Raw genomic sequence first — 23,792 nt, forward strand, 5'->3', positions numbered from 1 at the left:
TAGGAGGATTACTATGTCATTAAAAATGTTTAAGTTTATTGATGAGGTTATAGGCGTTTTGGAGAATTCTAAAGATGCTTTAGAAACAGCATCAGATGACCTGTCAATATTTTTTGAGCAACTAATAATTGAGAAAAATGAAGGATACTTAAATGTAAATTCCAGAGTTAAAACTAAGGGTAGTTTAAAAGAAAAGATATTAAGAAATAATTACTACAATAAGTACAAGACACCAGAGGAGTTATTATCTAATTTATCTGATTTAATAGGGATAAGATTAGAATGTAGATTTGTAGACGATGAAGCTAATATATATAAAATTATAAGAAAGTACTTTAACAAAATATATGATGATGGATTATATTATAATGCATTGACACCTAATATAAGATTAGATTTAAGAGGAAAACAACCTCAAAAACAAAAAAATGGATTTAAAATTTATAGAATTGACGGAAAATATGAAGTTAATGATATGTCAATAAATTTTGAACTTCAAATAAAATCTTTGGTTAATATATTTTGGGGAGAGATAGAACATAAAATAATATATAAAAATTATAATTATATGTTAGGTGATACATTTTTAAAGGATATTATGGGGTCTATAAAGAAAAACTTGTCAATGATAGATAACCAACTGCTTATAATTTTTAATCAATTTAACAATCAAAACACTATGAATCCACAAATAAGGAAAAATCAATCTGAAAAATTATTATCAAAAATAATTTATGATATATTTTCTACTAGAATGAAAAATAGTATAGGGTTTGTAGTAGATTTTAAAAAACCATGTGACACTATTATGAAATATATATTTAGAACAAATAATGTTGAGTATGTTGAGGAGTATGTGTCCACTATAACAAAAACAATTTCTAGGTTAAATGAAATATCACAAAACGAAATTGAATTTGACAAAGAAATAAAATTTGAAAGAGCAATAGAATTTAAGGATAATTTTTCGAAATCTATAGGAGAACTTCTAGTAGAGTCAATAAATGAAGAATTTCAATGGAATTTGTTTTTTAGAATATTATTCACAATAGAAGAAGGAAATAACTGTGAGGATCTTGAAAATTTTATTAGTTTCCTAAGAAATAGATTTTATTGCAATGAGGGATTTTTGAAATTGCCAATTGGTTTCACAGATGATGAAGCTTTAAATGTAAAAGAATGTTTTATGAACATTATTGCAGATAGTTTTAATAGATTAGATTCAATTGACTTTATATATGATGATAATTTAGATAAAATTAATGATGCAATAGAAAAGGTAATAGATTTGGTTAATGAGGATATAGAGGATTTCACACAGTGGCAAGAAAAAAAAGATATTTACACCAAAATGTTATCTCTTAAAATTTTATCTATATTTAATGATAAGCTTAATATAGAAGATATAGAGGAGTTTATAAATAATTTAAATAGAAAATGTTGTAAAGAAGAACTAAGTGAATTATTATTTAGATATTTAGATTATATGAATCTATTATCTAAAGTTAAACCAGAAGATTTCTTATCAATCTTAAATAAATCAGTTTAATTAAAAATAAATTTTAGTAGTAAGGAGAGATTATTATGGATATTATAGATTTTAATCAGCTTAAAAATAGGGCTAGAGATAAGGATGTAGACAAGTTTGAGGCATACATATATGATTTATATTATTCATTATCTCAGGGTCAAATAACTATAAAAGATTTATATGAAAAAACAAATAAATACATGGCTGAAAACAATATATCTCAAGAGAAGTTTTTTAATATACAAAAAGAAATGATGAAGAGATATGGATTTGATATGGATAATATAACTGAGCAAATGAAAGGATTAGGTGTTGATACATCAAGTCTTAATATGAACTTAGATTATGAAAATATGAGAAAAAATATTAGTTTTCAGGAAAAATATAATGGGAAAATAAAAATTGAAAATTTCTCTTTGTATTCTATAAAAAACTCTTTAAATAATGTAGAGATAATGCTAAATGAAAATAATATTATTATAAAAAGCGAAGGTAAAGTGAATTTAAGTGATTCTGAATTGAATGAATTTATATGTTCATATAAAAAGGTAGTAGATGACAAAGAACTAAATGTGTCAATATTTGAAAATGTTAAAAGTTATAAATATTAAGAAAACCAACCTCTTCTAGGAGAGGTTGGTTTTCTTAATATAAAGTATTTTTAAAATTATCCGATGACTACCACCTGTAAACACTTCACCCCTTTTACAAGGTGGTAGTTAACAGATGCTATGCCCCTTGATTAACTCATATAATCTTCAGATAAGTTTTTTATATATTTAAACAATTAAAAAGCTCATCAAAAGTTATATAAGTATTTTTTGAAATATGAATTAAGTTATTAATAATTACATAAGCAAGTTTCTTATCTTCTATAGGATTAGTTACTTCATTTTTAACCCTATGAAATCTTATAATATTCTCTAAAGAATCGTATAAAGGATCTATAATATTATCTTTAGAGCATTCATAGTTTCTAGAACTCATTTCAAAAAATATGTTTCTATAATTTTTAAGAAATTTATCTATGTTTGTATATAATGTTCTAAGTTTATCTTTTAAAGATGAATTTGATAATTCAATTTTTTGGAGAGATAAGGTGATTTTATTCCAATCGGTTTCAAATATTTCCATTACCAAATGTTCTTTGCTTGGAAAATAGTTATAAAATGTTCCTATAGCTATACCACATTGTTTTGTAATATCTCTTACATTTAATTTATAATATCCTTTTGATATTAATTGTTTTTTTCCTTCATTAAGCAATTTGCTTCTAACATTCTCAATTATTTTAGGCATTATTATAACTCCTTTATTAATGAACTATGTTCAAATTATATAAATTAATAAGTCATTTTATATAAAATATAATCTGTAAATTTATGTTTTCTAGTATATTTTACTATTAATATGTGAAAAAAGTAAGCTATACCTTAGATTATCTTGAAATATATATAAGAATCTGGCTATAATATAGAAAGAGTAAGTATATTCAATTGATAATACTGAAAGGTATACGATTCTTAACATCTACATCCTTTTATGAGGTGTAGAAGAATAGGTGCTACCAATCCTAGATTAGCTTATCTAACATTTAAGTGGGAAGAGCCGTTATATATTTTAAGTATTAAATATATATGTATTGATTATATAATATTGAAATGAAAGGAATAAAGTCATGATAGTTTTAAAAGATATAAATGAAGAAAATTGGGAAGATGTAGTTATGCTTAAACCAGAAAGCGGAAAGCATTTACAAGTTGTATATAGATTTGTAGATTCAGCATCCTACTCAATGGTGTGGGCATCAATGGACAAAAATTTGATTGCAAAGGCTATATATAATGATGATGAACTTATAGGTTTTGTAATGTATGGATATTGTGATGAAATAAAGGGATATAAAATGTTTAACTTTTTTATAGATATTAAACATCAGGGTAAGGGGTATGGAAAAATGGCATTTGAAGTTATACTCTATACTATAAAGAAAATAAGCACTGGAAAGGATATATATCTTACATTTCATAATGATAATGAAAGAGCTAGAAAAATGTATATATCATATGGATTTGAAAACACAGGTAAAAGATTTAGATTGCCTAGTTCTGTTATAAAAGATGTATATGGGAATAATAAATATGATGAAAATAACGATGAATACTTATATATATTAAAGTGTTAGATACAAGTACATCAGATTTGATTAAAATAAATACATTAATCTTAATGATTAGATAAATTAAATTGAAAGTAACAAGAGAGATTAATTTTGAAATAGAAAAGTTAAAAGTTTTAATTAGTAATATTAGGCATGGAATAAAAATTATTAAATAAGATAAAAAGAGGATAAAAGATGGATAACATAATTGAAGTAATAAAGAAAAGAAGAAGTATAAGAAAATTTAAAGAAAATCAAATAAAAGAGGAAGAATTAAATTTAATATTAGAGGCGGCAGTACATGCTCCAAGTGGACACAATGATCAGCCTTGGCATTTTACTGTAATTCAAAACAAAGAATTAATAGAAAAGATAAGTGATTTATCAAAAGCTGAGATGGCTAAAAGTAATGAAGAATGGATAGCTAAAATAGGAAGTTCAAATAGAAGTATAGTACACAATGTGCCCACACTTATAATTGTATCAGGTAAAAAAGATTCATATTCACCATTAGTAGATTGTTCAGCAGCTGTAGAGAATATGATGTTAGAATCAACCAGTTTAAATATAGGAACATGTTGGCTAGGACTTGTAAATTATTTTTTTAAAATAGAGGAAGCAAAGGTGTTAAATATAAAAGATGGCTATGAACCGTACTATGCAGTAGGAATTGGATATATATCCGATGAATGTAATATACATAGCATAAAGAGAAATGCAGATGTATTCACATATATAAAGTAAGGGAGATTACTATGGATAAATTATTTGCAATACAAGGAACAGACTTTAATAAAAAAGATTATCAAGATGATTTAAATGAATTTTTAGATTTAATACCTATAATAGAAGATCTTCAAGATGAGTTAACACTAGAAAAAATAGAGTGTGTCCAAATTAATGATTGTTGTGAAGAAACAAAGATGAATTATTTTTCAGAAATTCAAGGATTTATAGATGAGGATGATGAGTTTATATTAAAATCAGAATTGGATGCTAATAAAGGGGTCATGGAAGGAAAGCATTTAGACTTATTTGTTATAAGAATATACAAGTGTGTTAATTGTGGAAAATGGATAATTGATATACTAGAATAATATACAAAGATATAAAAACCTATGGTATAAATGCTGAAATATATGAGACTCACAAAATGTATGTTTAATAAAGAACATTTTGTGAGTTTTTTATATTTAAAAATAAATTTAATGATATAATGTTGAATAGAGTTAATGTATAAAGTGATTTTTAGCTTCAGAGTGAGGTCATTAAAAAGAATGTATTAATAAGGTTGAAATTTAGAAAAAATGATTTTGAACATGACAATCTGAACTATGGGAAAGTGGCGAGTTTTAAGTGAATTTATATTTACTTTATAAGGTTATTCTCAATAGTATATATGGGGTAAAATCACTGCATTGTATAAGAAAGGGAGTTTTTTTGTGGAAAAGATTTATTATGAAAATCAATATATTAAGGAATTTACAGCAAATATAGTTGATATAAATGAACTAGAGAATAAATTTCATATAGTTTTAGATAAAACAGCATTTTTCCCAGGGGGCGGAGGACAATTTTGTGATACAGGAATAATAGAAAATGAAGTTGTATTAAATGTGTATGAAGAAAATGGAGTTGTATACCATATATTGGATGCAAAGCCTGGAAAAAATCAGGGGCTAAAATGTAACATTGATTGGGATAAAAGACAGGATGGAATGCATCAACATTTAGCTCAACATGTTATTTCAGGATGTTTTTATGAACTGTTTAATCAAAATACTGCAAGTTTTCATTTAGGAAGTGATTTTAGTACTGTAGATATAGTTGGAGAACTAGATGATGAAAGAGTAAAAAAAGTAGAAATTTATGCAAATGAAGTAATTAATAAGAATTTAGATGTGATGTCTTTTGTACCAACAAAACAAGAGTTACGTAAATTTAAATTAAGAAGAATTTTGCCAAAAACAAATGAGGAAATAAGGGTTGTAAAAATAGGAGATTTAGATATAAATGCATGTTGCGGAGTTCATCCTAATAATACATTAGATCTTAGGATGATAAAAATAAAAAAATATGAAAAACATAAGGGAAACACAAGAATAGAGTTTTTAGCAGGAAAAAGGGCAATTAATGACTCATTAAAAAAAGATATGTTATATGGAGAGGTATGTAGATTTTTAAATAGCAGCGAAGACGAGACTATAAATAGAATAAAAAATTTAAATGATGATTTAAAAAGATTAATAGATGAGAATAAAAAGGCAAAGGATAAATTAAGTCAATATGAAATAAAAGAAATGATAGATAATGCACATAAAATTAAAGACTTAATAGTTATAAGTAAGGTGTACAAAAATGAAAATGCAAAGTATGTAAATAAAGTTATTTCTAAACTTGTAGAAAATGAAAACACAATTGCATTAATGGCAATACAATCTATAGACAAAGTTAATCTTATATTTGGATGTTCGAAGAACATAAAAAACATAACAATGAAAGATTTATTAAGTGATAGTATAACCCTTATTGATGGAAGAGGTGGTGGAAGTAATTTTCTAGCTCAAGGTGGTGGAAAGAATAACAATAATTTAGATTCATGTATAGATTATGCAATTAATAAAATAAAAAGAGAAGCTTAAATAAAAAACACTACATAATAATTTATTTGTATTTATGTAGTGTTTTTGTTTATCTTTAAGAATGGGTTTTAACGGCTAAAATCTTTAACATAAGAAGTAACATAGCCGTGTGATTTTAGAGTATATATAATTTCATGTAAAGGTGAATTTTTTGAGTAATTAATGCTTAAATTGATATCACTATAAGTGATATCAATAAAATCAAATTCTATAGTAGGATGATAGTAAAAACTTGAAAGCTCATAAGGTAAGTGGTTAATTAGTCTTTTTATTATTGGCTCTGTGTTTAAATCTTTTACATAGCCAAGAGGCGTTGGGATGTATATAGTATTTTTTATAATTTTTAGTGTAGTAAAACTAAAAATACTATAAGGTTGATAAATATATTGAAAATAATTTGAGGCTATGTCTAATTGCTCCTTAGTTGCATCATAATGAGGACTTTCAAAAAAGTCTAGAGGAATATTTAATGCGCTAGCTGTATCAATAGCCTTTTCAATAATTGATTTAGTTGATTCTAAATCATTATTACATTCTTTAGAAAATTCTGTTCCGGAAAAACTTTCCTCATTACAAAACTGATGAGTGTATCCATGCAGTCCTATAGAAGCACCTTGAAAAATAAGATTGTCCATAATATTAATAAATGCTATATTTTGTAAGTTATTAATGGATAATAAATCATTATCAATGGATTTTTCAGGGCAAACATACCTAGGAACCCAAGATACGTGAAATTTTATATTATTTTCTTCTAAAAAGTTACCTATAACTTTTATTTTCATTATGTTTTTTTCGTCAGATATATAAGGGCTTGCCCCAAAATCTTCTAATCTTAAAAGTGCACAGGGACCGTTTAAAGATTTATCACATATATAACTAGGTTCTAATTTTGGAACAAAATTTATAATATTATCATTATAATAAAAACACGCTGTTAAATTAAATATTTTTTCTATATCTGATATAGATAAATAAGGGAGAGAGTCTATGGTCAAAATTTTTCCTCTCAAATAAAGAGTTTTATCTCCAACTTTAAAAGAATTATTATTTTTATTAATTGTTATATTATCTATTTCTATTGACGAATCATTGATTTTAAATTTAAAATCAAGGTAATGTGAAATTTTATCAATAGGAATATAATATCTTTGAGACTTTAAATATACTTGATTAGTTAAATTTAATGGCTTTCCTAACATACATATTTTTATATTATTGTCCTTAGAAGTTTTTGAACATTCAAAATTTAATTTTGGAACATAAGGGGAAGAGTATAGATGTTTAGGCAGAATATTAGTTATAATTTTTCCGTTTTTAATTTTTACCCATCCCTGAAAGAAATTAAAGAAAGTAAGTGTTCCCAATATAGTAGTTATTAGCAGTAAAATAGCAATACAAGTATAAATATATCTTTTAAGTTTCATATATATACCTCATTTCATTTATCATATTGTAGTATAATATTTATTGTAATAGTAAATTAGTACATCATTTGAAACTTTTAAAAGATAATTTAAATGTGGAAAATAGATTATTAATATAAAATTTAAAATCTAAAGTAATTGAATAAATAGAAAAATGACTGTAAAAATATTGAAAATTATTGAAGTATGTAGAATTGTATGATATAATAACATGTGAAAATTGTATTATATACATTTAATATGAATTAATTTAGGCTATATAGATATGTGTTTAAGCCCTGATTCCATCAGGGTTTTTATTCTATTGTAATTTATAGCTTATAATATATAACATAAGTATGTATTGGTTATTAAAAATATTTAAATATAGAGGGGAAGATCGTTATGAATATTCTTATTCTATCGGCATCTACAGGGGGAGGTCATATGGCATCTTCTGAAGCATTAAAAAATTTTATTGAAACACAGGATAAAGATGCCAATGTTAGGGTAATTGATACAATAAAATACATAAATCCTACATTAAATAAGGTAGTATCAGGTGGATATACTACACTTGCTAAAGAATTTCCTCTAGTCTACAAAAGATTATATAAACTTACTGATCAAAAGCGTAAATTAACTTCTATGGTGGGCAAAATGAATTTAATATTTAGCAAAAAATTAGCACCATTAATAAATGATTTTAAGCCAGATATAATAATAACTACTCATCCTTTTTCCACTGAAATGATTTCACTTCTTAAAGAAAGGAAAAAAATAGATATACCATTGATGTGCATAATGACAGATTATATAGCACATAACACTTGGATAAAGCCTCGTGTTGATGCATATATTGTAGCTAGTGAAACTATGAAGAATGAGATGATTGATAGAGGGATAAGTGATAAAAAAGTGTATCCATACGGGATACCAGTGGATAAGAAGTTTTTAGAAGAATTTGATAAAACAAAGATAATGCATGAAGTAGGTTTTAAAGAAGGTAAAACTACTATACTTGTTATGGCGGGTAGTTTTGGCGTGAAAAACATATCTACCATATACGATGAGATTTCTAATATACCTTTAGATATTCAAATTATAGTTATTACAGGTAATAATAAAAAATTGTTTGATGAGTTATCTTATAAGGTAGAAGTAAGTAATAAAAAAACTGAGCTTATAGAGTTTACAACAGAAGTAAATAAATTTATGAAAATATCGGATGTTATTATAACAAAACCTGGTGGAGTTACAACATCGGAAGCTTTAAGTTGCAATTTGCCTATGATAATTTTTGATGCAATACCGGGGCAGGAGGAAGGAAATGCAAGGTTCTTAATAGAAAATAATATGGCTATAACTATCGGTAATGGTAATAAATGCAAAAATGAAGTTGGTAAACTTCTTAGAGATAAGGATAAGTTAAAAGATATGAAAAATAAATGTTTGGCATTTGACAAATCAAAGTGTAACGAAAATATTTTAAATTTAATAGAAAAACTTTCAAAAAATAATTAGAAAAAAGGTAATGAATACTTATAAGTATTCATTACCTTTTTTAAACTAACATTTATTATTTGATATAAAAATATTATATATAAAGATCTATTTAAGTTTAAAGAGTATGTATGGTGAAAAAGAAAATATTTGTTTCAAAAATTTTATTAATATTCGTATTTTTTAATGAAATATTACTATTACAATAAAAAATAATATATAATAACTTATGTATACTTAAAATGCATAAGGAGGAAAGATTTTGTCAAAAGAACGAGAATTTTATACTAAACTTTTAAAAATAGCTTTACCAATAACTCTTCAAAGCTTAATAGTTTCATCACTTAATATGTTTGATACTGTAATGGTAGGTACTTTAGGAGAAGAGGCTGTAGCAGCGGTAGGGATTGCAAACCAATTCTTCTTTTTATTAAACCTTATACTCCTAGGAGTAAGTGGCGGATGTAGTATATATATATCACAATTTTGGGGAAAAAGAGATAATAAAAATATAAAGAAAATAGTGGGTATAGGAACGATAACTGCATCAATTTTAGGGATTATATTTACATTAATGGCTTTAATATTTCCAGAATTTATTGTTACTATATTTTCAAGGGAAAAACAAGTTATTGAATTATCGTCATCATATTTAAGAATAGTGAGTATAAGTTACATATTTACAGCTATAAGTATAATGTTGTCATCAGCATTGAAGTGCATGGAGAAAACTATAATTCCTATGTGTGTAAGTTTTTGTGCTGTCATTATAAATATAGTATTTAATTACATATTAGTGTTTGGAAAATTTGGATTTCCTGTTTTGGGAGTTGATGGATCAGCTGTAGCAACAGTTATAGCTAGAATAATAGAATTTGCTATAATATTATATGTAACTTTTAATAGAAGAAGTATTATACATGGTAAATTAAGAGAATATTTAAATTTTGATTTTAAATATTATTTAAATATTATAAGAGATGTTCTACCAGTTGTTATTAATGAAAGCTGTTGGGCACTTGCAACTATATCGTATTCTATAGCATATGGTTTTATTGGAACATCTGCTCAGGCATCTATACAAATTTGCAATAACGTACAAAATTTATTTATGGTTGTTACATTTGGATTAGCTAGTGGATCTTTAGTTATAATAGGAAACACTATAGGTGCTGGTGATAATAAAAAAGCAAAATTTTATGCAAAAAAATTCTATGCAATATCAATAATTGTTGGAATTATATTAGGATTATGTATGGTTGCATCCACTCCAATAGTTATGAAATTTTTTAAAGTATCAAATGAAGTTGTATATGCATCAGCAAACATATTGAAAGTTATGGCAATGGTTGCTCCTTTTAGAGTATTCAACATAGTAGTTGTTGTGGGAATTTTAAGGGGCGGAGGCGATGTAAAAAAAGCTATGTATATAGAAGTATCTACAATGTGGTTAATAGGTGTACCAATGGCATTTTTAGGTGCATTAGTATTTAAATTTCCTGTGGAATATGTAGTTGGATTAACGTGTCTTGAAGAAGTAGTGAAATTTATACTTTGTGTATATAGACTTAAGTCGGATAAGTGGATAAGAAGAGTTGTATAAGGGTTTTAACTTTTATAGAAATTGAGAATAAAATAATATATATATAGTTGTATATTGAAATAATAATAAACTAAAAAATAATCATTTTATATAAAAGACATAGGACAAATGAATAAGGAGGCACATAAATGGACAAATTACTTCGAATAGGAATTGACATAGGGTCTACAACTATAAAAATGGTAGCTATAAATAATTTAAATGAAATTGTTTATAAAACATACAGAAGACACTTAGCAGATGTAAAAAATGCATTTGTAAAATGTTTGGAAGATGGAATAAATTGTATAGGGGAAAATAGTAAAATTTCTATGGTTATAACTGGATCAGGAGGAATGAGTTTAGCAAAGGAATTAAGTGTAGATTTTACTCAAGAAGTTATAGCTAGCACTAAAGCTATACAAATGTATAATGAATCTACTGATGTTGTCATAGAACTGGGTGGAGAAGATGCTAAAATTATATATTTAAATGGTGGGATAGAGCAAAGAATGAATGGTACATGTGCAGGTGGAACTGGAGCATTTATTGATCAAATGTCAGGGCTGTTAAATACGGATGCTACAGGATTAAATGAACTAGCAAAAGGATATAAAAATATATATCCAATAGCAGCTAGATGTGGTGTTTTTGCTAAAACAGATATACAACCACTGATTAATGAAGGAGCAAAAAGAGAAGATATAGCTATGTCTATTTTTCATGCTGTAGTTGTTCAGACAATTAGTGTTTTGGCTTGTGGGAGACCGATAAAAGGTAAGGTAGCATTTTTAGGGGGGCCACTTACTTTTCTTTCAGAACTTAGAAGTAGATTTATTGAAGTTTTAAAATTAAAGAAAGAAGAAGTTGTTTTTCCAAATGACTCTGAGTTGTATATATCATTAGGGGCAGCATTATCCTGTAATGATTTAAAAACTACAACCATACATGAGGTATTATATAAATTAAAAAATATAAATAACATAGAAAATAACAATAAAACAATATTAAGACCATTATTTAAAAATAAAAAAGAATATGGAGAGTTTATAGAAAGGCATAACAAAAATAAGATTAAAAGAAAACCTATAGAGAATTCAAAAGGAGATTGTTTCTTAGGAATTGATGCAGGGTCAACAACAACAAAAGCAGTAGTTATAAACGAAAATGGAGAAATACTATATTCACATTATGCAAACAATGATGGAAGTCCTCTAAAATCAACAATAGGTATAATAAGAGATGTTTACACCAAGATGCCAAAAGATTTAAAAATAGTAAATTCAGCCGTTACAGGTTACGGAGAGGCTATGTTGAAAGAAGCTTTTGGAATTGACATAGGAGAGGTGGAAACAATAGCTCATTATAAAGGAGCTAAATTCTTTAATAGTAATGTGGACTTTATTCTTGATATAGGTGGACAAGATATGAAATGTCTAAAAATAAAAGATGGATGCATAAAAAGTATAACTTTGAATGAAGCATGCTCAGCAGGATGTGGATCTTTTTTACAGGCATTTGCAAAGTCTTTGAAAATAGATATAGAAGAATTTGCAAAAAAAGGACTCTTGGCAAAGAATCCAGTAGATTTGGGATCTAAATGTACAGTATTTATGAATTCAAAAGTTAAGCAAGCACAAAAAGAGGGGTTTGGAGTTGATGACATTTCAGCTGGACTAGCTTACTCAGTTGTGAAAAATACCTTATATAAGGTTATAAAACTTAGAAATCCAGAGGAGCTAGGCCATAATATAGTTGTTCAAGGTGGAACTTTTTATAATGAAGCAGTACTTAGAAGCTTTGAAATATTATCACAAAGAAATGTTGTTAGACCTGATATATCAGGTTTAATGGGAGCGTTTGGGGCAAGCCTAATAGCGCTAGAAAGATATGAGGAAAATATAAGTACAACTCTTATAACCTTAGAGGAACTTGATAATATAAAAATAAAAAATAGTACATCTAGATGTGGTAAGTGTTCCAATAATTGTATGCTTACAATAAATGATTTTGGAAACAATAAGAAATTCATTGCAGGAAATAGATGTGATGAAGCATTAGGAATAAAAAATGATAAAAAGAACATACCCAATATATATGAATATAAACATAAAAGAGTATTTAATTATAAACCATTAAATAATGATATGGCCTATAGGGGAGTCGTGGGAATACCTAGGGTACTTAATATATATGAAAATTATCCATTTTGGTTTACATTTTTTGATAATTTAGGGTTTAGAGTTATCTTATCAGATAAATCTAGTAAAAAAATATATGAAAAAGGTTTAGAGTCTATAGCATCTGAAACAGTATGTTATCCAGCTAAAATGGTACATGGACATGTAGAAAATTTAGTGGAAAAAGGTGTGAAAAACATATTTTATCCTTGTATAACACATGAGGTTAAAGAGCAAGAACATGCTAAAAATTCTTTTAACTGTCCAGTAGTAACTTCTTACCCAGAAGTTATTAAAAACAATATTGAATCTTTAAGGGAAAATAACATAAGCTTTATGAATCCATTTTTGCCTTTTAGAAATAAAAGCAGACTTAAAAAAAGATTAGAAGAGGAATTAAAATCTTTTAATATTACAAAAAAAGAAATAAGTTTAAGTGTTGATAAGGCATTTGAAGAACAAGAAAAATTTAAAAATGATATAAGAAAAAAAGGTGAGGAAACTTTAAAATACATAGAAGAGAATAATATTAGAGGAATACTTTTGGGTGGAAGACCTTATCACATAGATCCAGAAATAAACCACGGAATACCAAAACTTATTAATAGTTTAAGTATGGCTGTATTTACAGAAGACTCATTGGCCCACCTAGGAAAATTAAATGATCCACTTAGAGTAGTTGATCAATGGGCTTATCATTCAAGATTATATGCATCTTCAAACTTTATAGCTAACAGAGGTGATATAGATTTAGTGCAATTAACGTCTTTTGGATGTGGTATAGATGCAATTACCACTGAACAGGTACAGGAGATTTTAGATAAAGAGTCAAAAATATATACAAATATAAAAATAGATGAGGGCAGCAACTTAGGGGCAGCTAGAATAAGGCTTAGATCACTAAAAGCAGCCATAGAAGACCGAAAAAGAAATAATTTTAAGGAAGAAATAAAAGAAAATTATAGAAGTTTAAATCAGAATGAAAGCAAAAATAACCTAAGAACTACTATAATAGCACCTCAGTTCTCACCTATACATTTTGATATTTTAGTACATATATTCAACATTAATGGTTTTAACTTAGAAATTCTTCAAAATTATGAGGATATAGTTGAAGAAGGATTAAAATATGTAAATAATGATACATGTTATCCAGCTATAGTTGTTATAGGTCAGATTATAAAAGCACTTAAATCAAATAAGTTTGATATAAAAAATACAAAGATTTTATTGGCTCAGACAGAAGGACAGTGCAGATTTACGAATTATACAAGTGTTCTAGAAAAGGCATTAAAAGATTCAGGTTTTGAAAATATACCTATAGTATCATTAAGTTTGGCAGGAGCCGAAAAAGAACAAGGCTTAAATGGATTAAATATAACTCTTATGAAAAAACTTATATTAGGAGTTATATATGGTGATTTGTTAACGAAAGTTTTATATAGAGTAAGACCATATGAAAAGGTAGATGGAAGTGCAAATAAACTTTATGAAAAATGGGCAAATGTATGTAAAAAATCCTTTGAAAGTCAAAGTAAAAAAGATTTTGAGAAAAATATAAAAGGTATTATAGAAGAGTTTGAGAATTTACCAAGAGTAGATGTGAATAAACCTAAAGTTGGAATAGTTGGAGAATTATTGGTTAAACTTCATCCTGTAGCCAATAATAATATTATAGATATATTGGAAAAAGAAGGTGTTGAGGTTGTAGCAAATGATTTATTAACTTTATTTTTATCTACTTCATATGATAATATATATAATTATAGATATTTAGATGGTAAACTTGTTAATAAATTAATAGGACAAGTAACAATTAAATTTATAGAAAAGTATCAAAGTGTATATATAAGAGCATTAAAAAATAGTAAATTATTTAATGCACCAGAAAAAATAAAAGATATAGCTTTAAATGCAAGCAAAATAATATCTTTAGGGAACCAATCAGGGGAAGGATGGAAACTTCCAGGTGAAATTATAGAACTTCTTCAATGGGACGTTAAGAATATAATATGTATGCAACCATTTGGATGTTTACCAAGTCATTCTATAGCTAGAGGGGCAATAAAAGAAATAAAAAGAATATATAATGATTTTAATATAGTTCCTATAGAATATGATCCGGGTGCCAGTGAAGTAAATCAACTGAATAGAATTAAATTAATGTTATCAAAAGCATTCAATAAAATATAATAAGTATAGCTTAAGGTTAAAAAATGAAGAAACCTTAAGCTTATTTTATTTTGTAGAAATATATGTATATTTGACGATTTTAGCATTATAGAGTAAACTTGAATCAAGTTCAGCTACTGAACCTTAGAAGAAGTTATCTATAATAAGTGCATGTTGTGGAGTTAGTAGGACACTATTACATTCCATTTTTTACAAGACGGAAGTATTATGTAACATAGTTATAAATACATAAGGAAAAACATATACTTATACTTGTAAAATTCTAAAGAATATATAAGAGTCTTTTTTATATTTATTAATGTTATTGAAGTTAGTGTAGGAATTTTAAAAGAGTAAAGTGAAAGAAAAAAATTACAATTAAAAACAACGAAACGTATAATTGAATGTGAATAATATGATAATAAAATAAATGAATAAATTCTTGCAAATATTTCACAGGTGTTTAATTGAATAAAATACATTGATAGAAAATTTAAGGAGTGAGAATTATGGGAAATATAGCAGCATTTTTTGATATTGATGGAACTATATACAGAGAAGGTCTCATAACAGAGGTTTTTAAGAAAATAATAAAGTATGAGCTTGTGGAAGAAAATAAGTGGTATAGCGATGTTAGACCAGCATTTATAAAGTGGGATAAAAGACAAGGAGATTATGATACTTATCTGCTTAAAATGGTTGATATATATATAGAAGCTATAAAAGGTGTGAATAGACACAATATAGAGCATATAGCTAAAAAGGTAATAGAACAAAAGGGTGATAGAGTATATACATTTACAAGGGAAAGAATAAAATGGCATCATAACCAAGGGCATAAAGTAATTGCAATATCAGGTTCTCCAATTGAATTAGTAAGAGAAATGTCAAATAAATATAAAATGGATGATTACAGAGGATCAGTATATTTATTAGATGAAAAAGATGCTTATACAGGAGAAATAATTCCTATGTGGGATTCGGAAAGTAAACAAAATGCCATAATTGAATTAAAAGAAAAGTATGATTTGGATCTTAAAAATAGTTTTGCATATGGGGATACATCAGGAGATTTTACTATGTTTCAATCAGTAGGTATACCATATTGTATAAATCCAACAAAAGAACTATTGACAAAGGTTATAGAAGATGAAAAAGTTAGAGAAAAAATAAAAGTTGTAGTGGAAAGAAAAGATGTGACTTATAATTTAAATATTAATGATATACAATTTATATAGATAAATTTATAGAAAGAACTAAATAATAGAAAAGTTAAGAAAGTACATTAGTGCTTTCTTTTGTTTTTTGTCAAAATAATGGTTAAAAAAATAACAAGGACTAAACGAGTTCATAAGTTAGCACTTTTTTTAAAAATGATTAATATATTCTTTTGAAATTTCATAATTAGCAAAAAACACAAATAACAATTCCATATAATTTAATGTAGTTTAGTGTATGTTTTGAGAAAAAAATAGCAGAAAACGTATTGATTTTTTGAATTTAATAAAAAAAGTGGTTTTTTAAAAAATAACTGTTGAAATATAAGAAAAAAGATAATATTATAATAATGCATGGAGTAATAATACTAATGCATAGTACTGAAAATTTAAAAATTAATATTGTAACTTAAGATTAAGGATGAATATGGATAACTTAAAATGTATATGAGCCTTAGGGTTTATAGAAATAAACTAATTTAAGGGGGAAGAAAAATGAGTACACCAAACACAACAACTCAAGTTGGAACACAACAAAAGAAACATCCCAAGGGATTGTATGTTTGTGGTTTTACTGTGGCATTTGAAAGATTTGCTTTTTACGGAAGTAGAACATTATTGTTATTATTTCTAGCAGAAACAGTAGCAAAAGGCGGATTGGGTATTGGAAGATCTGATGCAGCCATTATAGCTGCAGACTTAGCAGCATGGACTTATTTAGCACCTATATTTGGCGGAGTAATCGCTGATAGATGGATAGGACCAAGATGGTGTGTTATTATAGGGTCATTCATCATGGCAAGTGGATATGCGGTGGGATATTTTGCAACAAGTGTAATTTGGGTACATGCAATGATAATCTTAATATCTATAGGAACGGGATTCTTTAAAGGTAATATTAACTCTTTACTTGGAGAACTGTATGATAAAACGGATTCAAGAAAAGATATGGCATTTTCTATATTATATTCTTTTGTTAACTTAGGAGCTTTTTTAGGACCTTTACTTACAGGTATATTTGTTACAGGAATTTTTGCTACAAAATCAGGTGGACAACTTATACAGTATGGATATAGAGAAGTGTTTTTAATGGCAGCAGTACTAACATTAATATCAGGAATATTCTTTATATTAACTATGAAATATTTAGGTGATGTAGGAAAAGTGCCGAACTGTAAGCTTCAAGGACATGAAAACATTGGAGAAGAAAGTAAATCAAATGAACCATTAACTCATCAAGAAAAACAAAGAGTTAAAGTTATAATGATTTTAATATTCTTTACAGTAATTTTCTGGTTTGCTTATAACCAAGCAGGTTCATCTATAGCTTTATATATGAAAGATTTCGTTAATCTTAATGTAGGTGGATTTGAAGTTCCAGTAAACTGGGTAGATGCTATAAATGGGTTAATGTGTATAGGATTATCTCCAGTTATGGCTATAATATGGGAGAAGTTAGCTAACTCTAAGAGAGGCGACTTAAGCATGGCTCAAAAGATTGGATTAGGATGTATACTACTAGGATTAGGATTTTTATTCATGGTTGGAGCAGAGATGTCAAGAGGCGGAAGCGATGATCAAGGAGTTAAAGCAAGTATATTATGGATTTTATTTTTTATGGTATTCCAAACATTAGGAGAAATGTGTTTTTCACCAATAGGATCATCAGTAGTAAGTAAACTTGCACCAGCAAAATACTTATCACTATTAATGGGATCTTGGACTATTGGAACTTTTGTTGCAAATAAGTTAGCTGGATATGTACAAGGAATAATGGAGACAATGGGAAGAATGCAAGTATTTATAGCTATTCCTGTTATACTTGTTGTATCAGCACTGTTAATGATAGCTTGCAATAAAAAGCTTGAAGAAATGACTAAAATGGAATAATAATAATTTTATATTAAATGGGATGAACTAATGTTCATCCTATTTTTTTATATAATAATAATTTTAAAAATAGTCATTGTGAAAAAATTAAAACCAAAGTTCATAAAAATCTATTCTACTAATATTAAAAAAATAATGATAAAAGAAGGATTTTAAGAACAAATGTAAAATATATACATGGGATAATATTAGTAGAATATAAGAAAAAGGAACTTTTTCTTTGATAAATTTATAAAAATATAAATTATAAAAAATTAATATTGAAAAAATAAGAAAACAGTAGTATTATTATAAACATAATACATTAATGTAAAATTAAGGTGTTAAATAAATGTTCTTTAATTAAATATAAGAATTATTTTTACAAAAGATATGTTATATATAAGTTATTCCTTAAATAAAAGCATATACAAGAAATTGTTATTATCTAAATATTTAGATTAATTCTAAAAGTATTTATGTGGAAACGATTTCTTGAATGATTTATTAAAGGGATTTTTTATGTAGAAATCAACAAAAAGCAATAGTATATTTTTTATTTACAATATTAATTTAGAGCATTTATAAGTTTAAAATTTAGGGGGGAAATTAATGAGTACACCAAACACAACAACACAAGTAAGTACACAAAAACAAAAACATCCTAAAGGATTGTATGTTTGTGGATTCACAGTAGCATTTGAAAGATTCGCCTTTTATGGTAGTAAAACTTTGTTGTTACTTTTTTTAGCAGAAACAGTAGCAAAAGGCGGATTAGGTGTAGGAAAAGCTGATGCAGCTGTAATAGCAGCAAACTTAGCAGCATGGACTTATTTAGCACCAATCATAGGAGGAATAATTGCTGACAGATGGATTGGACCTAGGATGTGCGTTATAATAGGATCATTTATTATGGCGGCTGGATATGCTCTGGGATATTTTGCAACTAGCGTAGGTTGGATTTATGCAATGATAATATTAATATCAATAGGAACAGGATTCTTTAAAGGAAATCTGAATTCTTTACTTGGAGAATTATATGACAAAAATGATCCAAGAAAAGATATGGCCTTTTCTGTACAGTATTCATTTGTAAATGTTGGTGCATTCTTTGGACCATTACTTACAGGTATATTTGTTACTGGTTTATTTGCCCAAAAATCAGGTGGACAACTTGTTCAATATGGATATAGAGAAGTATTTTTGTTATCTGCAGTGTTAACACTAGTATCAGGAATATTCTTTGTATTAACTATGAGGCATTTAGGTGATGCTGGAAAGGTACCTAATAAAATGCTTCATGGAGAACAAAATGAAGTTACTAAAAATAAATCTACTGAACCATTAACTCATGAAGAAAGAAATAGAGTATTAGTAATATTAATATTAATATTTTTTACAGTAATTTTCTGGTTTGCATATAATCAAGCTGGATATTCAATTGCATTATATATGAAAGATTTTATAGATCTTAAAGTAGGTAGTTTTGAAATTCCAGTAAACTGGATAGATGCTATAAATGGTTTAATGTGTATAGGATTATCTCCTCTTATGGCTATAGTATGGGGTAAGTTAGCTAAGTCAAAGAGAGGCGATTTGAGTATGGCACAAAAAATTGGATTAGGATGTATATTATTAGGAGTTGGGTTCTTGTTTATGGTTGGAGCTGAAATGTCTAGACATGGAAGCGATGATTCAGCAATTAAAGCAAGCATCCTTTGGATTATATTCTTTGTTGTTTTTCAAACATTGGGAGAAATGTGTTTCTCGCCAATAGGATCATCAGTAGTAAGTAAACTTGCACCAGCAAAATATTTATCATTATTAATGGGATCTTGGACATTTGGAACATTTGCAGCTAATAAATTAGCTGGATATGTACAAGGACTAGTTGAAACAATGGGAAGAATGCAAGTATTTGTAGCTATTCCTGTTATACTTGTTGTTTCAGCATTATTGATGATAGCATGTAATAAGAAACTTGAGAGTATGACTAAAATGGATTAAATAAAGATTAATTAGTATATAGGATAAGTAGTTAATACTTATCCTATATTTTTTTATTGTATAGGAAATTATAGGATTTTTGATATTCTATAATTCTGATAAAACCTAGGGTTAAAAAGATTTTTTAGATTTAGATGTAGTTTTATTAAATAGATTAATCCAGTTAAAGTTTAGGAGAATTTATATAGAATAGTGTAGGAAGTTATTGAGTTAAGGTTATCTCTGAATTAAAAAGGTTCATCATAGAAATAAGTATTATATAAAAGTTAAAGTACTTATATATAATTTCATATGAAAGAAATTACTTATATTAAAACATAGGAATGGTTTGAGATTTTTAATTTATTAAATAAATAGTTAAACTTTATAGATAAAATGTAAAAAAAAGTTTTAAATATACATAAAATAACTTAAACTTCTTTAAAATAGGTCAAATACATAAAATATACCTATAATTCTCATATAAACTCTTAAATGGTATGATTTTCAAAAATAATGGTGAAAAATATTGAATTAACCAAAAAAAGGTGATAATATGTAAACATAAATAAATTCAAAATTTATGGCGGAGATTTAGAGAGCCTTAATTTAAGAAGAATTGAAAAGGTATAACATATGTGTTTGGTTATCCTAATACATAATTTTATATATTTTAATATTCTTTTTACATTAAGGTTTTTTTGCGCCAGAAATAGGGCAGACTTTTTGTATGAATTTTTAATATATTTAAAATTTAAGTACTTAAAACCACAGTTTAATATGAAATGATTCTTAGTTTTAAATGGAAGTTTTATAATTCTTCAGGTGAAGCTTAGAATAATTTATCTAGGCTAATAACAGTGATTGTTTCTAATTTAAGAAATTTATTGATAGTAATGGTATAAAAGTATATTAAAAATAACAAATACAAATGAAGAAATTTAACCTTATAGTAATAAAAACACCATAAAAGTCAAAGCAATATTTACAAAATTAGTTTTATTTATATTTTAAGTTAAAGAGGGGATAATTTATGTTAAATTTTTTAAAGCCAGCGCCTCATATAGAGAGGATGTCAGAAGAAAAAATACCATCAGCTTATAAAAGATATCGTATACAAACATTTATAAGCATTTATATCGGTTATCTTATTTATTATTTTGTAAGAAGTAATTTTTCACTAGCAAAGGTATATTTAATTGAACAAGGTTTTACCAAAACTGAAATCGGTTTTGTAGCGTCAGCTCTAGGATTAGCTTATGGAATAAGCAAATTTGTAATGGGAAATTTATCGGATAGATCTAATCCAAGATACTTTTTAGCCATAGGACTTATATTATCTGGAATAGTAAACTTATTCATACCTAATGCAAATGGAATAGGTATGATGTTTATATTAATGTTATTAAATGGATGGTTTCAGGGAATGGGATGGCCTCCATGTGGAAGAGTAATGACTCACTGGTTTTCAGATAAGGAACGTGGAATTAAGATGTCTGTATGGAACACTGCTCATAATGTAGGTGGTGGATTTATAGCAACAGTAGTTTTAATAGGAGTATCAGTATTTGGAAGTTGGAAAGGTGCATTTTATTTGCCTTCAATAATTGCAATAGTTGGTGGAATATTATTTATAGTATTTGCAAAGGATACACCGCAATCAGTAGGATTACCACCAATAGAAGAATATATGGATGATTATCCAGAAGTAGTAGTAGAAGATAGAGAGAAAGAACTTTCAGGAAAAGAAATATTATTTAAATATGTTTTAAATAACAAATATTTATGGTTTATTGCTATATCTAACGTATTCGTTTATCTAGTTAGATATGGTGTCATAAACTGGGTACCAACATACTTACAAGAAGTTAGACATTTTAATCCTAAAGATTCATCAATTGCATTTGCGTTATTTGAATATGCAGCAATACCAGGAACTATATTAGTTGGATGGATTAGTGATAAGGTTTTTCACGGAAGACGTGCACCAGTAGGAGTATTTTGTATGATTGGAGTTGGTATAGCAACTTTTGTATACTGGAAAAGTACAAGTATGCTAGCAATAAATTGTGCATTAGCTTCAATTGGAGCATTAATATATGGACCAGTTATGCTTATAGGGGTTAGTGCATTAGACCTTGTTCCTAAAAAGGCAGCAGGTACTGCAGCTGGATTCACAGGATTATTTGGTTATATGGGTGGACAAGTTTTAGCTGAATTAGCTATGGGAGCTATAGTCGATAAGTTTAGCTGGGATGGTGGATTTATAACTTTAATGATATCATCGGTTTTAGCAATAGTTTTCTTGGCTTTCACATGGAATGTTCATGACAGATCAGAGGATAATAATAAGAATGAAGTAACTGCTTAAACTAAAAGCTGTATCTTAATAGATACAGCTTTTTTCTTATAATACTTAATGTAAATGGGATTAAAGTCATAAATTTAGGTAATAATATATAAATAGTATTAATAATTTTATGGCAAAACGAGGAGTGTATTATGAGATTACCAAAACATATTGGAATTATTCCAGATGGAAATAGAAGATGGGCGTTAAGAAATGGATTAGATAAATCTGAAGGATATGATTTAGGGTTAGATCCAGGTTTAAAACTTTTTAAAGCTTGTAAAGAAATTGGGGTTAATGAGATAACATATTATGGGTTTACTACTGATAATACCAAAAGACCTAAGGAACAAAGATTAGCTTTTACTGAAGCATGTATAAATGCAGTAAAACTTTTATCAAATGAGGATGCAGAGTTATTAGTATTAGGAAACACAGAATCAAATATGTTTCCTAAAGAGTTAAAACCATACACTACGAGAAAAAAATTTGGAAAAGGAAGTATCAAGGTTAATTTCTTAGTCAACTATGGGTGGGCTTGGGATTTGGAAAAATTAGCATTAAATGATGGAAACAAGGTTGTGGATAAACTTAAATCTAAGGATATATCCAGAATAGATTTAATAATACGTTGGGGAGGCAGAAGAAGATTAAGTGGATTTTTGCCAGTTCAATCTGTATATTCTGATTTTTATGTAATTGATGATTACTGGCCAGATTTCAAAGAGGACCATGTATATGAAGCTTTAAAGTGGTACGATGAGCAAGATGTTACATTGGGTGGTTAATAATATAGTTAGGAAGTAAAATAAAGGTATGAAGAATAGTGTAACATACATTAATTTTCATACCCTTAACTAATTTTTTAACAATTATGGCGCTGATTTTTTTTAACAATTTCTATTGCATTAGTAACTGATGATACAACATCTGTAATTGTCTGTTGCTTTAAACTTTCAACCTTAGTAAATAACTCTCCTTCAGAAGAAGAAACATAGTGGGGTTTTAAATTATTCAGGGCTAAAGACATTACATCGTCTTTACATTTTTCACAAGTACACATGTTAAGTTTATTATTATCCCAGATTGTAGAAAGAAAATCTTCAACTAGATACTCCATATAATTTTTAATCATGAAATCACACTTTCTAAATATATTTATTCAACAAAGTTTGTAGTGAATTTTTATAAGA

General features: G+C 27.0%; 17 protein-coding genes. 14 read left to right on the plus strand and 3 right to left on the minus strand.

Features of this window, described 5'->3' with window-relative positions; all coding sequences use genetic code 11:
* Positions 1–13 precede the first annotated feature (13 nt).
* Together BM119_RS03535 and BM119_RS03540 are read left to right on the plus strand one after the other, a co-directional pair.
* Positions 14–1,549 (plus strand): GTP pyrophosphokinase, encoded by a 1,536-nt coding sequence (locus tag BM119_RS03535; protein ID WP_090038960.1) that lies wholly within the window; start codon positions 14–16, stop codon positions 1,547–1,549.
* 32 nt (positions 1,550–1,581) lie between these two features.
* Positions 1,582–2,142 (plus strand): DUF3867 domain-containing protein, encoded by a 561-nt coding sequence (locus BM119_RS03540; protein ID WP_090038961.1) that lies wholly within the window; start codon positions 1,582–1,584, stop codon positions 2,140–2,142.
* 160 nt (positions 2,143–2,302) lie between these two features.
* Here BM119_RS03540 and BM119_RS03545 read toward each other — a convergent pair whose 3' ends face one another.
* A complete protein-coding gene (locus BM119_RS03545) occupies positions 2,303–2,830 on the minus strand; it encodes a TetR/AcrR family transcriptional regulator (RefSeq protein ID WP_090038963.1) in 528 nt (175 codons plus the stop codon).
* A 379-nt stretch (positions 2,831–3,209) separates the two neighbouring features.
* Here BM119_RS03545 and BM119_RS03550 point away from each other — a divergent pair, with 379 nt between their 5' ends.
* The 4 genes from BM119_RS03550 to BM119_RS03565 all read left to right on the plus strand — a co-directional run bounded on the left by BM119_RS03550 (position 3,210) and on the right by BM119_RS03565 (position 6,334).
* Positions 3,210–3,716 carry a GNAT family N-acetyltransferase gene (locus tag BM119_RS03550; protein WP_090038965.1) on the plus strand — a complete coding sequence of 169 codons (507 nt, stop codon included), beginning with the start codon at positions 3,210–3,212 and terminating at the stop codon, positions 3,714–3,716.
* Between the two features lie 171 nt (positions 3,717–3,887).
* Entirely contained in the window at positions 3,888–4,436 is a 549-nt protein-coding gene (locus BM119_RS03555) for a nitroreductase family protein (protein WP_090038967.1), read from the plus strand.
* A gap of 11 nt (positions 4,437–4,447) precedes the next feature.
* The gene (locus BM119_RS03560; RefSeq protein WP_090038969.1) at positions 4,448–4,789 is read left to right on the plus strand and encodes a hypothetical protein; all 342 of its coding nucleotides are present in this window, start codon (positions 4,448–4,450) and stop codon (positions 4,787–4,789) included.
* 345 nt (positions 4,790–5,134) lie between these two features.
* Positions 5,135–6,334, plus strand: coding sequence for an alanyl-tRNA editing protein (locus tag BM119_RS03565; protein ID WP_090038970.1), 1,200 nt, complete (start codon positions 5,135–5,137; stop codon positions 6,332–6,334).
* 68 nt (positions 6,335–6,402) lie between these two features.
* On the opposite strand, the gene BM119_RS03570 is transcribed toward BM119_RS03565, so the two are convergent.
* A complete protein-coding gene (locus BM119_RS03570; protein ID WP_090038972.1) occupies positions 6,403–7,761 on the minus strand; it encodes a DUF2334 domain-containing protein in 1,359 nt (452 codons plus the stop codon).
* Between the two features lie 384 nt (positions 7,762–8,145).
* On the opposite strand from BM119_RS03570, the gene BM119_RS03575 reads away from it, so the two are divergent.
* The 8 genes from BM119_RS03575 to BM119_RS03610 all read left to right on the plus strand — a co-directional run bounded on the left by BM119_RS03575 (position 8,146) and on the right by BM119_RS03610 (position 23,387).
* On the plus strand, positions 8,146–9,264 hold the full coding sequence (locus tag BM119_RS03575) for an MGDG synthase family glycosyltransferase (protein WP_090038974.1): 1,119 nt from the start codon (positions 8,146–8,148) through the stop codon (positions 9,262–9,264).
* A gap of 241 nt (positions 9,265–9,505) precedes the next feature.
* Positions 9,506–10,846 carry an MATE family efflux transporter gene (locus BM119_RS03580; protein WP_242948302.1) on the plus strand — a complete coding sequence of 447 codons (1,341 nt, stop codon included), beginning with the start codon at positions 9,506–9,508 and terminating at the stop codon, positions 10,844–10,846.
* A 128-nt stretch (positions 10,847–10,974) separates the two neighbouring features.
* Entirely contained in the window at positions 10,975–15,198 is a 4,224-nt protein-coding gene (locus tag BM119_RS03585) for an acyl-CoA dehydratase activase-related protein (protein ID WP_090038976.1), read from the plus strand.
* Between the two features lie 488 nt (positions 15,199–15,686).
* On the plus strand, positions 15,687–16,415 hold the full coding sequence (locus BM119_RS03590; protein ID WP_090038978.1) for an HAD-IB family hydrolase: 729 nt from the start codon (positions 15,687–15,689) through the stop codon (positions 16,413–16,415).
* A 474-nt stretch (positions 16,416–16,889) separates the two neighbouring features.
* Positions 16,890–18,284, plus strand: a complete 1,395-nt coding sequence (locus tag BM119_RS03595; RefSeq protein ID WP_090038979.1) for a peptide MFS transporter — start codon at positions 16,890–16,892, stop codon at positions 18,282–18,284.
* 591 nt (positions 18,285–18,875) lie between these two features.
* On the plus strand, positions 18,876–20,270 hold the full coding sequence (locus BM119_RS03600) for a peptide MFS transporter (protein WP_090038981.1): 1,395 nt from the start codon (positions 18,876–18,878) through the stop codon (positions 20,268–20,270).
* 1,012 nt (positions 20,271–21,282) lie between these two features.
* Positions 21,283–22,620 carry a glycerol-3-phosphate transporter gene (gene glpT / locus BM119_RS03605; protein WP_090038982.1) on the plus strand — a complete coding sequence of 446 codons (1,338 nt, stop codon included), beginning with the start codon at positions 21,283–21,285 and terminating at the stop codon, positions 22,618–22,620.
* Between the two features lie 131 nt (positions 22,621–22,751).
* Positions 22,752–23,387 (plus strand): undecaprenyl diphosphate synthase family protein, encoded by a 636-nt coding sequence (locus tag BM119_RS03610; RefSeq protein WP_090038984.1) that lies wholly within the window; start codon positions 22,752–22,754, stop codon positions 23,385–23,387.
* Positions 23,388–23,464: 77 nt separating this feature from the next.
* Here BM119_RS03610 and BM119_RS03615 read toward each other — a convergent pair whose 3' ends face one another.
* Entirely contained in the window at positions 23,465–23,734 is a 270-nt protein-coding gene (locus BM119_RS03615; protein WP_090038986.1) for a late competence development ComFB family protein, read from the minus strand.
* Positions 23,735–23,792 lie beyond the last annotated feature (58 nt).

Origin of the sequence: Clostridium frigidicarnis, assembly GCF_900111985.1 — a bacterium.
Classification (GTDB): Bacteria; Bacillota; Clostridia; order Clostridiales; family Clostridiaceae; genus Clostridium_Z; species Clostridium_Z frigidicarnis.